12 protein-coding genes are annotated in these 15,470 nt (G+C 39.3%); 9 read left to right on the top strand and 3 right to left on the bottom strand.

The annotated features are described in order from the left end of the window. Nucleotides 1-36: 36 nt before the first annotated feature. The 7 genes from ACM0OY_RS08010 (at nt 37) to ACM0OY_RS07980 (ending at nt 9,498) form a co-directional block, all read left to right on the top strand. A complete protein-coding gene (locus ACM0OY_RS08010; protein WP_414568326.1) occupies nt 37-1,386 on the top strand; it encodes an N-acetylmuramoyl-L-alanine amidase in 1,350 nt (449 codons plus the stop codon). 102 nt (nt 1,387-1,488) lie between these two features. Further along, on the top strand, nt 1,489-2,898 hold the full coding sequence (locus ACM0OY_RS08005) for a TIR domain-containing protein (protein ID WP_414568325.1): 1,410 nt from the start codon (nt 1,489-1,491) through the stop codon (nt 2,896-2,898). Between the two features lie 234 nt (nt 2,899-3,132). Then, nucleotides 3,133-4,155, top strand: coding sequence for a hypothetical protein (locus ACM0OY_RS08000; protein ID WP_414568324.1), 1,023 nt, complete (start codon nt 3,133-3,135; stop codon nt 4,153-4,155). Next, the gene (locus ACM0OY_RS07995) at nt 4,140-5,099 is read left to right on the top strand and encodes an AAA family ATPase (protein ID WP_414568323.1); all 960 of its coding nucleotides are present in this window, start codon (nt 4,140-4,142) and stop codon (nt 5,097-5,099) included. The genes ACM0OY_RS08000 and ACM0OY_RS07995 overlap by 16 nt, the downstream gene beginning before the upstream one ends. Next, nucleotides 5,092-6,831, top strand: a complete 1,740-nt coding sequence (locus tag ACM0OY_RS07990) for a hypothetical protein (RefSeq protein ID WP_414568322.1) — start codon at nt 5,092-5,094, stop codon at nt 6,829-6,831. Before ACM0OY_RS07995 ends, ACM0OY_RS07990 begins: the two co-directional genes overlap by 8 nt. After that, on the top strand, nt 6,828-8,471 hold the full coding sequence (locus ACM0OY_RS07985; RefSeq protein WP_414568321.1) for a formylglycine-generating enzyme family protein: 1,644 nt from the start codon (nt 6,828-6,830) through the stop codon (nt 8,469-8,471). Before ACM0OY_RS07990 ends, ACM0OY_RS07985 begins: the two co-directional genes overlap by 4 nt. Before the next feature lie 310 nt (nt 8,472-8,781). After that, on the top strand, nt 8,782-9,498 hold the full coding sequence (locus tag ACM0OY_RS07980; protein WP_414568320.1) for a hypothetical protein: 717 nt from the start codon (nt 8,782-8,784) through the stop codon (nt 9,496-9,498). Nucleotides 9,499-9,575: 77 nt separating this feature from the next. Here ACM0OY_RS07980 and ACM0OY_RS07975 read toward each other — a convergent pair whose 3' ends face one another. Beyond that, on the bottom strand, nt 9,576-10,349 hold the full coding sequence (locus ACM0OY_RS07975; protein WP_414568319.1) for a hypothetical protein: 774 nt from the start codon (nt 10,347-10,349) through the stop codon (nt 9,576-9,578). A gap of 715 nt (nt 10,350-11,064) precedes the next feature. Between ACM0OY_RS07975 and ACM0OY_RS07970 the strand changes: the two genes are divergently transcribed. Further along, complete coding sequence (locus tag ACM0OY_RS07970) at nt 11,065-12,240, top strand: hypothetical protein (RefSeq protein ID WP_414568318.1); 1,176 nt, start codon at nt 11,065-11,067, stop codon at nt 12,238-12,240. Nucleotides 12,241-12,394: 154 nt separating this feature from the next. Here the strand turns inward: ACM0OY_RS07970 and ACM0OY_RS07965 are convergent, their stop codons facing one another. After that, the gene (locus tag ACM0OY_RS07965) at nt 12,395-12,802 is read right to left on the bottom strand and encodes a hypothetical protein (protein WP_414568317.1); all 408 of its coding nucleotides are present in this window, start codon (nt 12,800-12,802) and stop codon (nt 12,395-12,397) included. 67 nt (nt 12,803-12,869) lie between these two features. Between ACM0OY_RS07965 and ACM0OY_RS07960 the strand changes: the two genes are divergently transcribed. Beyond that, entirely contained in the window at nt 12,870-13,535 is a 666-nt protein-coding gene (locus tag ACM0OY_RS07960) for a class I SAM-dependent methyltransferase (protein WP_414568316.1), read from the top strand. Between the two features lie 73 nt (nt 13,536-13,608). Here the strand turns inward: ACM0OY_RS07960 and ACM0OY_RS07955 are convergent, their stop codons facing one another. After that, nucleotides 13,609-15,252: a metallophosphoesterase gene (locus ACM0OY_RS07955; protein ID WP_414568315.1), complete on the bottom strand. Its 1,644-nt coding sequence runs from the start codon at nt 15,250-15,252 to the stop codon at nt 13,609-13,611. Nucleotides 15,253-15,470 lie beyond the last annotated feature (218 nt).

Here is a 15,470-nt window from a genome sequence, read left to right as displayed (position 1 = left end):
GCTGACGCTTAATTTTAACAGAGGAAATACTGAAAGATGGGACGTATTTTTATCTCGGCGGCTCACGGAGGCAAAGAAGCGGGAGGAATCGATCCGGGTGCGATCGCAGGTGGTACAACTGAAGCTAAAGAAATGATTCTGCTGCGGGATTTGATTGTCACGGAACTACGGGCGCGGAATTTTGAAATTTTAGCAGTTCCCGATGATTTGAGTGCTGCTCAAACTATCAGCTGGATAAATTCCCGTGGACGCCGGGGTGATGTGGCGTTAGAAATTCAATCTGATGCAGCTAGCAGTCCTTCAGTACGTGGGGCTAGCGTTTTTTACATTACCAACAATACTGAGCGCAAAACCAATGCCGAACAGTTACTAGTGGCCTTGTTGCGCCGCCTACCCCAATTACCAAATCGCGGAGTCAAGCCAGACACAAATAGTGGATTGGGTAGTTTGGCATTCTGTCGCCAGACGACGCTTCCGGCTTTGTTGATGCAAGTGGGATTTCTCAGCAGTCCAGAGGATCGGGCTTTGCTGCAAACTCGTCGCCGCGATTTTGCTTTGGGAATTGCCGATGGATTGGCATCTTGGAGTCGTCTAATTGACCCTACCGGAACTCCAACAGAACCGACTTATCCACCAATTAATATTAATATTAACGGACAAAATTATTCAGAGCAAGGAATTTTAGTTAATGGTAATGCTTACATTCCTATTGATTTAGTGGATCGTCTACGAATAGATTTATCAAAAGCACCGAATGTGAATCGAATTACCTATCGCAGAATAGTTTATGTCAAAGCGATCGAACTACGAGATTTTAATGTTGCAGTCGGTTGGGACGCTGGAACTCGTACTGTCAGCTTGCGCTCGAATTTAATAGTTTGTGCTGGTCAATTAGACCGGGTAATGTCAAACGGTAATACTTCAGAAGTACAGTTACAATTATTCCTCAGAAATAATAATGAAAATGCTTTGGCAAAGTTTCCTGATATCTCAAAACTTTATCGGGAAGAAGCAGGTATAGAAGGGGTAAATTATGATATTGCTTTTTGCCAAATGTGTGTAGAAACGGGATTTTTAAGGTTTGGTGGTGATATTAAACCCGAACAAAATAACTTTGCTGGTTTAGGTGCCATCGGTGGCGGTTCGGAGGCTGCATCTTTTCCCAGTGCCAGAATTGGAGTCAGGGCACACGTCCAACATTTAAAAGCTTACGCTAGTTTAGAACCTTTGGTACAGGAAGTAGTAGATCCTAGGTTTCGCTTTGTGACGCGAGGAATTGCAGCATTAATTGACCAACTATCAGGGCGCTGGTCAGCAGATTTGGATTATGGTGCAAGAATTACAGCAATGGTCAAAAGATTGTATGAGTCAGCAGGACTTCTTTAAGTTTATTTTGATAAATTCCATAGCCTAAATAGAGCAATTACACAGCAAAATCCTGATAATAAAACAAAAGCAAACTGCTAACTGTATTGAACCAAGTTCTTTATGAGTTTTTCTAGTGGTCATAGACAAAGCATCCTATTTCTCGCTGCCAATCCTCAAAACACCAGCCGTCTAACGATTGACCAAGAGTTGCGGGAGATTGGGGAAGGACTGCAACGCGCTCAAAAGCGCGACCAATTTCAGCTAGAGCAACGATTAGCGGTTCGTCCTCGCGATCTTCAACGGGCTATGCTCGATATTAATCCGCAGATTATCCATTTTTCAGGACATGGTACTGGGGAAGCAGGACTAATCTTTGAAGATGAAATTGGCAATGCGAAGCTTGTAGACGGGGAAGCATTGGCAAGGCTGTTTCAACTGTTTGCTGAGCAAATTCGCTGTGTTGTACTTAACCGATGTTACTCCCAAGTGCAAGCCAAAGCGATCGCCAAGCACATAGACTATGTAATTGGCATGAACCAGGCAATTAGCGATCGAGCCGCGATCGAGTTTGCAGTCGGATTTTATGATGCACTTGGGGCAGGTCGTTCTATCGAGTTTGCCTACAAGCTAGGGTGTGCAGCAATTCAAATGGCAGACATGCCAGAACACTTGATTCCAGTGCTGCTCAATAAATCCACATCTTTTGATGCTACTGTTCAACCCGCTTTGGATGGAGAATACATACCTTCGCTTAAGCGTTTAAAGGCAAAATATGAAGACCTAGAAGAGGAATGGGAAGAAGTTAGCAAAAAACTAAGATTTTTCAAGAAAGAAAGAATCATCAAAACTGACTCGGAAGCAAAATATGAGCTAGCACAGCGAATTCAAGAGTATGAAGCAAAACTAAAAGAAATTGAAGAAGAACTCCAGGATTTAGAACAACAAATTAACCAACTACCCGAACGACCGAAAAATTTTGACTTGGCAGACATACCAGAACAATTGACTCCAGTGCCGCTCAATAAATCCAATGATGCCGATGTTCAATCCATTTCAGTTATGCAACCTCCAGTTGAACACTTGGAGAATGCGCCAATCAATGTTTTTATCTCCTACTCCAATAAAGATAAGGACTTGTTAGATGAATTTATTAAACATTTGGCTATCCTGGAGCGGCAGGGCAAGATTACTGCTTGGTACGATAGCCTCATAAAAGCAGGAGAAGAATGGAAAACTCAAATTGAAGAGCAACTAGAATCTGCTCAGATCATTCTGCTGCTAATCAGTCCCGACTTCATGGCTTCAGACCACTGCTATGAGATTGAAATGCAACAGGCGATGGCCCGACACAATCAAGGCACAGCACAAGTAATTCCGATTATTCTTAGACCTTCTAATTGGATAGATTCACCATTTAGTATGCTCCAGGTTTTACCAAAAGATGCTAGACCCGTAACTCAGTGGAGCGATCGCGATACTGCATTTCTAAATGTGGTTGAAGGGATTCGCAAAGCCCTTAATTCACTGTAAAATGATTCAAAAAAGTAGATTCTTGATCGAGAAGGAGTGTGTTCGCCCTGCAAACACAGAGTTAAAATAACTCCTTGCCAAAGTTCAAAATGTTCCTAACCTGATTTGTTTCTCTTCTAAATCTCAATTTTATATGGCTATCCAACTCTTGCTGTAAGTCTTTTCACGCAAGATATGGATGCTAAAATCACAGCGATATCAACAGATATTTCAAACATGAATTAAGGAGAATATATGCCTTCGCTTAAGCGTTTAAAGGCAAGATATGAAGACCGAGAAGAGGAATGGGAAGAAATTAGCAAAAAATTAAGATTTTTCAAGAAAGAAAGAATCATTAAAACCGATCCGGAAGCGAAATATGAGTTAGAACAGCGAATTGAAGAATATGAAATAAAACTACAAGAAATCGAAGAAGAACTCGATGAATTAGAAGAACAGATTAATCAACCTGAACAATCGGAAAACGCTGACTTAGAAAAAAGCCAAACTTTCGATTTATATAAACCACTATTGAAGCTAGGCTACTGGGAACAGCACAACCTCTTTGAAGAGATTGCTGGAAAATACTCTTATGGTATGTTTTTAATTCAGGGCTGTTGTCATAACTACGGTCAAAAATGGTTGCTCAAGCGACTGGCTTTGATTTTTCCGAAAATTTTGGAAGATAAAAAAATTATTATTGACTTAAATCGAACTTCAGCCAGAACTGATATCTTAGCCATTTGGAACGAATTTGCAGGTCGGGTTCATTTACCTGAGAATAGCTTGTCCTCTCAAATTGCAGAAAAAATTTGTGAACTATGGAAATCACAGAATGTTTTAATTGTATTTGATAATGTGGATCTAACAATTAAAGAAAATTTATGCGATTTACTGAACGAATTTTGGAAATCACTTGCTCAAAAAATGTCAGAAGATAGCATTCAGCAAAATACTTACAAACTACTCATATTCCTTATAGATCACCAAGGTGTAGTATCTGGGTGGAATGTCGGTTTTGTGGAGCAATACGATTCAGTTTGGCAACCAAAATATCCTTTTGGCTTACCTGCAATCAATCCATTTTTAGAGAGGGATATGAGAGATTGGTTAAATTATCAAAGTGAGTTCTTACCTCTAGCTATCTCTACTAATAAGACAGAAACCGTTAAGGCTATTTTAGAAAAACAAGGAATCCCAATACCAACTTTACAAAAAATTTGCGATCTTTGTGATTGTAATTGGTATGACCAGGAGGACAAATGGTTACGCCTCTAGATTCTCATCGCTTGGAATATACTGGCAGTCCTACTAAGCAACCGCAGCCAGGGGATACCTACAAAGGTAAGGTCATCTATCCTTACCTACCCAGTCCAAAATTAGTGGATGCGATAAATCTGGCAATTTATTTAGGTCGTCCATTATTACTCAAAGGAGAACCTGGCTGTGGCAAAACTCAATTGGCTCTTGCAGTTGCTTATGAGTTAGGGCTAGATTTTGAAGCTTGGTATATAAAATCGACTAGCCGAGCCAAAGATGGTTTGTATATTTATGATACGGTTGGACGGCTACGCGATGCTCAATTAGCAGCGTCTGGTTCTTTAACTAGAGAAGAAAAGCAACGTTTTGACGATCCAACGTCTTATATTCGTTTGGGAGCATTAGGTCGAGCTTTTGTCAATCCCAAGCGGACGGTAGTTTTAATTGATGAGATTGACAAAGCCGATATCGATTTTCCCAATGATTTATTGCTAGAACTCGACGAGCAACTAATTCAGATTGAAGAGGTACGAGAAAATGGCAAAGAAAAGGAGATTAAAGCAGTCAATTCACCCATCGTTTTTATCACTAGTAACGATGAGAAAGATTTACCTGACGCCTTTTTACGCCGATGTTTATTCTATTATGTCGATTTTCCCAGCTATGAACAAATTGTGCAAATTGTCAAATATCGTTTTCCTGGTATTGCAAATGAATTGACAGACAAAGCCGTTTCCCGCTTCTTGAAATTACGCGAAATTATGGAGGGTGAAACAGGCAAATTCAGTAAAAATGTGAGTACAAGTGAATTACTCGATTGGATTAAAGCCCTGAAGCGAGATCCATTACAAGATGTATTAGAGAAGTTGTCCCAGCAAGGGCAATTGCCTTATTTAGAAGTGTTACTTAAAACTTGGGATGCTCATCTGAGTTATTTGAGGTTAACTAGGGAAAGTGAATGATCCGGCATTATTAGAATTATTCACCTGTTTACAAAAAGCAGGTTTTCCTTTGGGGTTAGCAGAATATCATCTGCTGCTGGAAGCTATTAATGCAGGTTTTGGTACTCGCGATCGCACTTCACTAGCCCAACTATGTTCTGCTATTTGGGTTAAATCCCAGCGAGAAGAACAAATTTTTCAAGATTATTTCAATCAAATTATTCCAGAGCGATTGGAAGAAGAATTTTTTTCCAAGGAAACCAAGGAAAATAATTCAACAGATATTGAATCAATACCCATTCAAAAGAAACAACTAACTCCCAAGAAATATAACACGGCTCGAATCATACTTTTTTTAGTATTAGGATTGGCGGGCTGTGTTATTGCGATCGGTAGTACGTTTATCCTCAAAAAGTTTATCACTGCAAAAGACACGGAATCACACATTAGTACTTTAGCCTTCAGCAACAGTTTTATTCTAGACCCTTCCTTGACCTACTTTACTGTCGATATAAATGAAAAAGCGGCACATATCAAAATTACCCGTACTGGTCGCAACCATGGGACAGTTAGTGCAGAATTGAATGTTGGGAAGAACTGTTTACCCGACGAACCCAACTATACTTTGCAATTAGATGATGTTCACCAAGTCAATGATAGTCCCCAAATTATTCGATTTGAGGGTGGTAAAACAGGAGAGAAAACAATTTTTCTTCCCATCTTCAATGATGGGAAGAATGATTTTTTCCAGAAATATATTCGTTTATGCTTGACTAAGCCTCAAGGTAAAGTTCAACTTGGCAATCCCAAAAAAGCGGTTTTAGTTGTCCAAAATAAAGATTATTTGAGTAAAGTATTACATTCTGAAAATCTGGAACTGCTATTAATTATTTCTACCTGTATTATTCTGCTGCTTGTTGTTTGGAAGATGTGGAAAAATCGACAGACAGCCTCTTCCAGAGACGAGGCGTTGATTCCTGAAACTTACGCCAACTTACCCAAAACGATGCTCTCTCCTGAAGTGATTCGGACAATGGCTGACGAGATTCAAGTTGCCAAAGCAATCAGGCAATCGGACAACCGACTTAGCGAACTCTTCCCCCTCATCGTTAATGATTTGCGTCTCACCCATCGCCAAATGAAGCAAGGATGGCGTTATCTGCGTAGGTTTAGCCGTCGTGAAGGCCCACCCATCGAATTAGATTTAGCAGCAACTATTGAACAGGTTGCCCAGTACGGAATTCTACTCAATCCTGTGTTAGTTCCGCGACGTACAAACCGGATAGAACTTCTGCTATTAATTGACCGAGATGGTTCGATGGTTCCGTTTCATCATCTTTGTGAAGAGTTGGTAGATACAGCGTTGCGTGGCGGGCGTTTCAGCCAAGTTCGGGTTTACTATTTTCACAACTGTCCGGATGAATACCTATACCGGGATCGCTATCATTTAGAAGCACAAGCAATTGATGATTGTTTATCAAACTTGCCTAAAGCCAGAACAGTCTGCTTAATTTTCAGCGATGCTGGAGCAGCTCGTGGTAGATCTAATTCTAGGCGACGGCGGTTGACAAAATTCTTTTTAAAAGAGTTAGGGCAATATGTACGTTATACTACTTGGCTCAATCCGGTGCCTCGCGCTCGCTGGGAAACGACAACCGCCCATGACATCGCGGCTTTGGTTCCCATGTTTGAACTAAATCGTCAGGAATTTTACAGGGCGATCGATGTCTTACGAGGACGGGCGCTAAGATGACGAACTCTAGTAACTTGCTACCTGAGACACGCTCTGAAGAAATTGAACACGCGATCGCATCATTCCAGAGACGATTTACTCAAGCCCATGTATATCTAGCCTATCATGCCGCATTCCCCATCGCTCTCACGCCCCATTTGACCTACTGTCTCTGGGCAAGTTTTTCGATGGATATCACAAACCAGGACTTGAAAGTGCCCTGGATTGCAGTAGCCGACTTCCTACTCTCTCCGCTTTGCCAAGAGGTAGGACATGAGCTATACGAGATGAATGCAGATTTACGCAATTATCTCTTAGAGCAAATGATTCGTCATCCTAGCTTTGGTCACAAGCGTGTTGAGGAATTAGCCCATTTTTTACTGTCTTACGTACAGCGAGAATTGAATGATTCTAAATTATCTACTCAAACTCTCGCCGAGGCTCAACGTTGGACAGCACTTGCCTATGTTTACCCGGAAGCTGTTGCCCATGATTTAGCCAACAAGCTTGCTCAATTAAGCCTCAGGGAAAAAACAGAATGGCTGCGAATGACATTATTAACAGAAGCGATCGCCACTCCTTTGCGTCAAGCTCATTTTGAATCTCTGCTAGCATATCTTCAGGGGATGCGCGAACTTGCTCGTGGCAATCATGTTCAAGCAGAATCAACCCTCAAATCTTTGCCAGCCCACAATAATCAAATCGTTGTCGCAGGAGTCACTTTACCCATTCCTGAGTTCCAGGACTCTGATTGGCAGATCAACCCCATCGCATCTAGAACCACTTCACTCAAATCATTTCAATTTGAAACAGCGAAACTGATTCGTGAACCTCGATTTATGCGGTTGGGTTCACGCTGGGTAATTGAGCGGCACGAACAACAAGTAACTCTGTTTGATGAGCGATTAGACGGACAGATTTCCATAGAAATGGTGCAGATACCAGAGGGTAACTACTTGATGGGAGCTGCAAATAACGAGGGAGACTATCGCCAACGCCCTCAACATCCAGTCACCATTGCGTCTTTCTTTTTAAGCCGTTTTCCTGTGACACAAGCCCAGTGGCGAGCAATTAGCAAGACTACCAAAGTTCGGATTGAATTGAATTCTGACCCCTCCGATTTTAAAGGTGATAATTTACCTGTGGAGAATATTACCTGGTTTGAGGCGATCGAATTTTGTGAACGTTTGCAATTACAAACTGGAAAACCCTATCGTTTACCCAGCGAAGCTGAGTGGGAATATGCTTGTCGAGCAGGTACAGAAACCCCATTCTATTTTGGCGAAACGATTTCTCCTCAACTTGCCAATTATGACGCAAGCAAACGATATGGTTCTGGCCCGAAAGGGCGATCAGGCAAACAAACTAGTGAAGTAGGTTCTCATAACGCAGCAAATAATTTTGGGCTAGATGAGATGCATGGCAACGTCTCAGAATGGTGTGCCGATCACTGGTATGAAGACTATACAAATGCACCACAAGATGGAAGTGCCAGAATTACTAATAACCGGGCTACACTCAGAGTTATTCGGGGTGGTTCGTGGAGAGATGAACCTAATATATGTCGTTGTGCTTATCGTAACGGCGTTCCTCCTCGCAATAAAGTACTTACAATTGGCTTCCGAGTAGTGGTATCTTTGCACAAATCGAATCTCAAATAAGCTTTTGACATCAAATATATATAGGAGATTCCAACTTGGTGAGGTACAGATTATTGTAAGTTCCAATTTTAATTTTTCCTCAAAATACTTGAGGAGATTCCAACTTGGTGAGGTACAGATTATTGTAAGGGCGAACGGTCGTTCGCCCCTATCGGTTACTTCATTTGCCTGAGAAATGCCATAATTGCTTTTCGTTACAAAAAGCTTCATAAGACTTATCAAATAGCACCTTGATGGGTACTGTTAATGCTGAACACAGTATGGTATGAGTAGTTTTATATCTTAGGGAAGAGGTAATAAAATACAATCTATGAGTACCCTTTCTGAACTTCAGAGCAAAAAACTTGGAGTGCTTGAATTAATATCATTAGGCTTTGACTTATATATTCAAAGAAATCGGCTCTTTCTTAGTTTTCTTTTAATATACCTGCCTTTTGTGATTATTTTAATCGGTTTTTCAGAATACATCCGTTACAATCCTAATTCATATTTTGGGATTTTATATTCTATATTTTATATTTTTTATATGTTAATAATAGTTCCAATTTACGTTGTTAGTCTTTGTATACTTACAGAAAGTTGTGTTCTTCAGGAAAATATTCAACCTCAAGCTGTAGTTAGACAGATATTGTCGCGCATTTTACCCCTGATTATTTTATGGATAAGACTTGCGCTCACTTCGGCTTTACTTTTTTTATTGTTAATTGTTCCAGGTATTATTTACAGTATAAACAATGGCTTCTGTCTTCAGGCTTTTATTCTCCGAGATCAAAGAGGTAAGGCAGCATTTCAATATAGTCGAACATTAGTTAAAGGAAATTGGTGGAAGGCGTTTTTCTTTTCATTACTAACTTATCTAATCGTTTTTGGCTTGCAGGGAATTTTTAACAAAATCTTAAGTAGTGTTATTGTAAACTATCCAATATTAGTTGCTATTATATCCAATGTATTAACACAAGTAATTGGTCTTGGAGTTGGAATTGGTGGGATTTTACTCTTTCTTAACTTAGAGTTTCAAAAACAATAACAGAAGAAATAAATTTTTGTAATAAATAAGGGGTAATAGCAACTATTTCCCCTTACTCACTTATAATTTAGTAATAATTAAGCAGTCTTAAAAAATCGAATGATTTCACGCACATGGTCGAGAAATTGTCCGTCGGTGGAAAGTTGAGCGATCGCATTTCTGGCTTCTCTTCCTAAACGTTCGTGTTCTGTGTGATTTATGGCGCGTAATTCTTCTAAATTAGCCGCAATCCGCGCTAAATCTCTGCGAGTTTCTTCAGCAAAACGTTGTTGCGTTGCTGGCAATGAAGAGGGTTGTTCTGGGTTAAGTTGCTCCTCTAAAGATTGCACTTTTTGTTCTAAATTATAAAAGCGATCGCGCAGTTCAACAATATCTTCACGGGGATACTTCCATTCTTGGCGAATCATCGTTAGCCGTGCATATAAATACTCGTAAGCCCGAATCGCTGGACGCAGAATTGTTAACAACAAAGCTGCACCAGAACTGACATATCCAACTGTACTAATACCAGTGACAGCAAGAGTATAAAGACCAACGGCTGAGAATAAGTGTAAAGCAATGGCAACCCAGAGCGATCGCTTTGCCAAAACTGTGACATACTTTACTTGTTTTTCATCGACTGGAATTCCTTTCTCAGTCGATTGTGCTGCTTCTGCTAAAACTTCTTTAGCTTGAAAATGCACATTCCACGGTACCGTAACAATTACCAACAGCCACCAAAAACTCGCACCGCCAATCACCCAGTCAAGAAAGCTACCAGCAGGTATGTGCAACCATTGGAGTAAGCCAAAAGCAACTAGCACCACAACCACAATACTAGCAATGGAACTGATAAAAAAGTTAATATACATTTTGCATTTTCTTCGATGAAACTATTATTTCGATCATCGCTATGCTCTAGCATTTATACGGAAATGCTTGTGATGGTTTTTCTAGTAGCACATATGCCACTGTCCAAAATTCAAACTTCAAAAATTTTTATGTTTATGAATCTCAAATCAGAAATTTAAAATTAAAAAACATTGATAAATTCTGACTCTAAAGGCAGCTAGAGAATTTCATTCACGGGTATTGTTATTAAGTTTGTATAAATTGATTCTTGCTTGAGCAAAAATACTCTCAGTCTATTTGTTGTTAAATTAGTAAAATATAATACTAAATAATTAGTTTATTACGTAAATAAATACTTATCGTCAATAAAGAAAGAAAACTCCACAATACAATATATCAAAGATTTGATAACTAGAAAAATATATTTTTTAAATAGTTAAGTTAAACTCATATTAAATTTACAAGATATTAATTTTATATTTGTATTCACTAAGCACAAGAAAGGTTATCTTAAATAAAATGGTGAAAAAACTTGCAGTATTCTTAAACCTTACTCCCTACCACTCAGGATCTGAATGGAGATTAAAGTTACCACTGGTGCATTTATGAGCTATTGCCTTTGGAGTGTTCAGCAGCTAAAACATAGACTTTATTAAATGATTATAAGTTGAAATTCAACAAGCTATCTAGCTTTTATGTCCGGTCGAGATTAACTTAATAGGTATACTAACAAAAATGAGACTATTTCAAAATAATACTTCTACAAAAAAGCTAATATCTATTTTTTTACCCTTGAGTATCATAAGTATAATTGCAATGTACTTATCGTGGGATTTTTTGTTTAGTAATCAACTATTTGGGCTTAAGTTATTAGATCTTTATGACATTAAGGTTTACTTTGATTCAAGTAGATGGGTTGTTGGACAAGGAATACTATATATAGATGTTTTTTCTCAATATACTTTACTAGCAAACTTGATTTTTGGCTTGAGTCGATTCGTAGCCGAAGTGACTCATCCTTTTTCATCGGATTTAGAAAGCTTTTCATTTATTTGGGGATCTATTAGCTGGTTAATCTATCTTTCTGGCGTATATGTAACATTAGTTAAGGTATCAAGAAACTCTATTTGGCTTTGGTTAACTCCAGCCGCAGTTTACTTTGCTATATTCAGGTTTGACATCTACACATCTGTTACAACACTACTTGCTCTACTGGCGATTCGTGATGAAAAGTATACAAAAGGTTCATTTTGGCTGGGAATAACAATCGCCTTGAAAGGGTATGCTCTATTTTTACTTCCTTCTTACTTAATATTTATCTTTTATAAGCAAGGTTTTAAAGGTGTTATAAAGGCTACTATAGTTTGTTTGTCTCCCTTTGTTTTGGGTAACCTGATAGTATTTCTTTATGCTGGTTTAAAAGGTCTTTTGGTTCCCTACTCTTTTCATGCCGCGCGGCGATTGAATGGTGAAAGCACATACGATATATTTTACTTGAATTGGCTTGTTGCTGTTTTTCCTGGATTACCCACGCTTCTACAAATTTCGTCATCCTTGCTCCCAGTATTAAAAAAACCAAAAACATTTGAATCTTTAATTAATGCTTTTCTAATAGCACTTGTAGGCTTCATGACATTCTCAGTCTTTTATTCTCCACAATTCTTTTTGTGGATTGTTCCAATTGCTTGCTTTTCAGAATCTATTTTAATCAAAAGACTTACAGTTGCCTTCTGTTGGGCTACATTTTTCTACTATCCCATTGGTTGGGGTTTGAAGAATAAAGGATTGGCTGGAAAAATATTTTTGAGAGCAGCTATGACTTTAACCGCTGCTACTCGCTTGGTTTTACTCTATAGCCTAGTACATCCAAGCAAAAAAAATGACCAGCCATATTTACCTCAAGACTATTAATCTTCATCCTGAGAAACTAGATAATGTCTTGGTATTTTTTTGATTATTGGCACAGATTTCTCCTTTTGTTTCTAAAATATAGAAACATTTTGCCCAAGTTAATTTTCTCATTAACAAGACTTATTAAGCTTGGGCAAAGATGCAACAGGCTTTGTTATTGGATAACATAACTACGCCAAATTGGTTGAGTATCTTTGCTACCTTTATCTGGAAGTAGTAATCGCCAAGTTTTACCTTCTTGTTGAATTTGCAAGTAAACGTTAAAGGGTTTGTTGGGTTGTGTTAAGCTTCGTTTTGGTAACTTAACAATTAAATCATAGGTTCCGCGGACGCGAAAAGCTGGTAAATTTTCAATAGTTAGGGGTTGTTCTTGGCTAATTGATAGCCGCTTGATTTCAAATCCTTGAAAATCTAGATCTAACTGCTGGCTAAGCTTTTGTTGAGTTTGTTCTAGCTCAAATGCGATCGCTTTTTGCACTAACTCACTAGTCGGTAGCAGTCCAATACTGCCACAAGCCGTCAATAACACTAACAATATTACTGTCAAAAGCAACCGCACCATATTAATCCTAAGAAACCACTAATCAGCGATAGTATAACTGTAGATTCCCTAAATTTTCTCATCTACCATGCCAAAACAGTCTATAGGTCTTGATAACCAACTATACAATTATCTTTTATCTGTTTCGCTGCGAGAACCAGAAATTCTTTGGAAGCTGCGTCAAGAAACCGCCAACCACCCCAATGGCACAATGCAGATTTCGCCAGAACAAGGGCAGTTTATGAGGCTTTTGGTGCAGTTAATCGGAGCGAAGAAAACCCTGGAAGTTGGAGTGTTTACGGGTTATAGCTCACTTTCTGTAGCTTTGTCGCTACCAGATGATGGTAAGATTATCGCGGCTGATGTGAGTGAAGAATTTACTGCGATCGCTAGGCGGTATTGGCAAGAAGCTGGGGTTGCCCATAAAATCGATCTACATTTGGCACCAGCCTTGGAAACTTTAGATCGATTGTTAGCAAGTGGGCAAGCTGAGACATTTGATTTTGCCTTTATCGATGCTGATAAAGAAAATTATGATGGATATTACGAGCGATCGCTACAATTAGTGCGGCCGGGTGGATTAATTGCTATTGATAATGTTTTGTGGTCAGGACACGTTGCCGACCCAAAATTTCAAGATGAAAGTACCCAAGCAATTCGGGCGCTGAACGAAAAATTACACCATGACGAACGGGTAACTATTTCTCTTGTCCCCATCGCAGATGGACTGACTTTAGCACTTAAACGACGTTAGTATTTGAAGTACTTGCTTTATATGATTGCCATTAGTCATTGGTTTTTTATGACTAATGACCAATGACTAATGACTAATAACTAATAACTAATTCATCAAACTTTACTACCTCTGAATCAGGCTTGCGAGTATCAAAACGATAACTAGCGATCGTACCCGTTGCTGTATCAAAGATACTAAAAACTGTCATCTCATTACTGGCAATATAAGGCATTGGTTTAGCATCTTCACCTAACAAAGGGGCAATTGTTGGCAACATCGGTTCTAAACCATTGGGATCGCCAAGTTGAACATACTCTTCTTGATAGCCAATTGGCACTTCTCGCTTTCTTTCACCCCAAGCCGCACCATAAGTATTGCCGACATTAGATGTTTCTAAAAAGTGCATTCCACTGGGACTAACAAAGCGATTCCACAAATGGGAATGTCCATAAAATAGTAATTGCACATTAGCTTTTTCTAGCAAAGGCAGAACATCTCGGATGATATAATCTGCGCCTTTGGGATACTCATAACGTACTGCCTTAATCTTGTCATTATCCCGCTCAATTATTTGTACTGGATCTGTATAGGCAGGAACTATATTATCACCCAGAGTATGAGGCGGATGATGAAACATCACAACTTTGTATTTTGCTTGTATAAACTCAGGGCTGTTGAGTTCTGCTTCTAGCCAATTATACTGCTTGCTACCTTTAGCAATTGGCTCATAAATTACCTGTCCATAACCCCAATTTTCTGGATTATTGAAATCCTTTTCTGCTTCTTGATATCTACCTTTACGCTTTCCATCTAAACTGGGGCTACGCCACATATTCGTAATGTATAGTACTACGAGACGTACATCTCCAAAGGTAACTGCGTAATATTTTTTTCCACCCTCTTGACTTGTCGGTAGAGTGAAAATTTCTTCGTAGGTAACAGTATTAAAAGAATTATTGATCGCAGATTTGTCAGGATACAATTTTTGGGCGATCGCATGAGGAATGGTATCATCAAATTCATCATTTAAATTGCCAGTTCTAGCAAATCGTCCCATCACTTCATGATTACCAATGCAAGTAAACATGGGTGCATGTTGAATTATTTGCCCACCAGTGTAGGTTGTCTTAACACCGTCGTGGGTCATTTCGTATTTAACACGGCCTTGCAAACCGGGAAACAGCGCACCACCGCTATTATCATCAAACCATTCCGAGGCGCGATCGGGAACATTGACCAAATCACCAGCAAACCATACCCCATCAACTCGTCCAACCGTTTCTACTACCTTTTGCAGATTTGCAGATGTCATCGGCTTTAATTGATGGTCTGAGGTCAGCAGAATTTTTAGTGGTGTACCTGGTTTTGGAGTAGCTGCAAGAGTGAAAACATCACTGCTAGCAGTTTCGCCATCTTCCCGCACACTTGCGACGCGATAGTTTACCCGCATACCAGGAGTTAACCCAGTTACCTCAGCTTCATGTCGCCAAATGTCACGTCCAACAGGTTTTTGATAAACTTGGTTGTCTTGGGTTTGGTTTCCAACCCTTGACTTTTGGTCTTCACGCGTGCGACTAAGTTTGATAGTATTTGCCTGAGCGGTTTGTTTGAGATTTTCACCGTAGGACACTGTATGTTGAGTACCAGCAAACTCGGTAAACCAAACTACTCGCACTGAATTTTCAGTTGGCAGCTGCAAAAATGGATCGGTCAGCAGATAAGGTGCTGATATCATATCTGTTTGCCTACATGAATGCACGCTTACTAGAGTAAAGCATATAACAAGCAAAAGCATAGCCACTGAGGAGATTTTACGGCTATCTAAGCGTCTTAGCATGAGTAACATACCAAATTTTTATAGGGTATTCACCGACTGAACGCAATTTTATTATTAGCCTTTTTTGCGGATAAGGTTTAAAATCTATTCTCATTTATGCATGTTTGAAATCAAAA

The sequence above is a fragment of the Nostoc sp. CCY 9925 genome, assembly GCF_963920935.1.
Lineage (GTDB): Bacteria > Cyanobacteriota > Cyanobacteriia > Cyanobacteriales > Nostocaceae > Nostoc.
The sequence above is the reverse complement of the archived record's forward strand: the minus strand, read 5'-3'. Positions and strand labels throughout refer to the sequence as shown.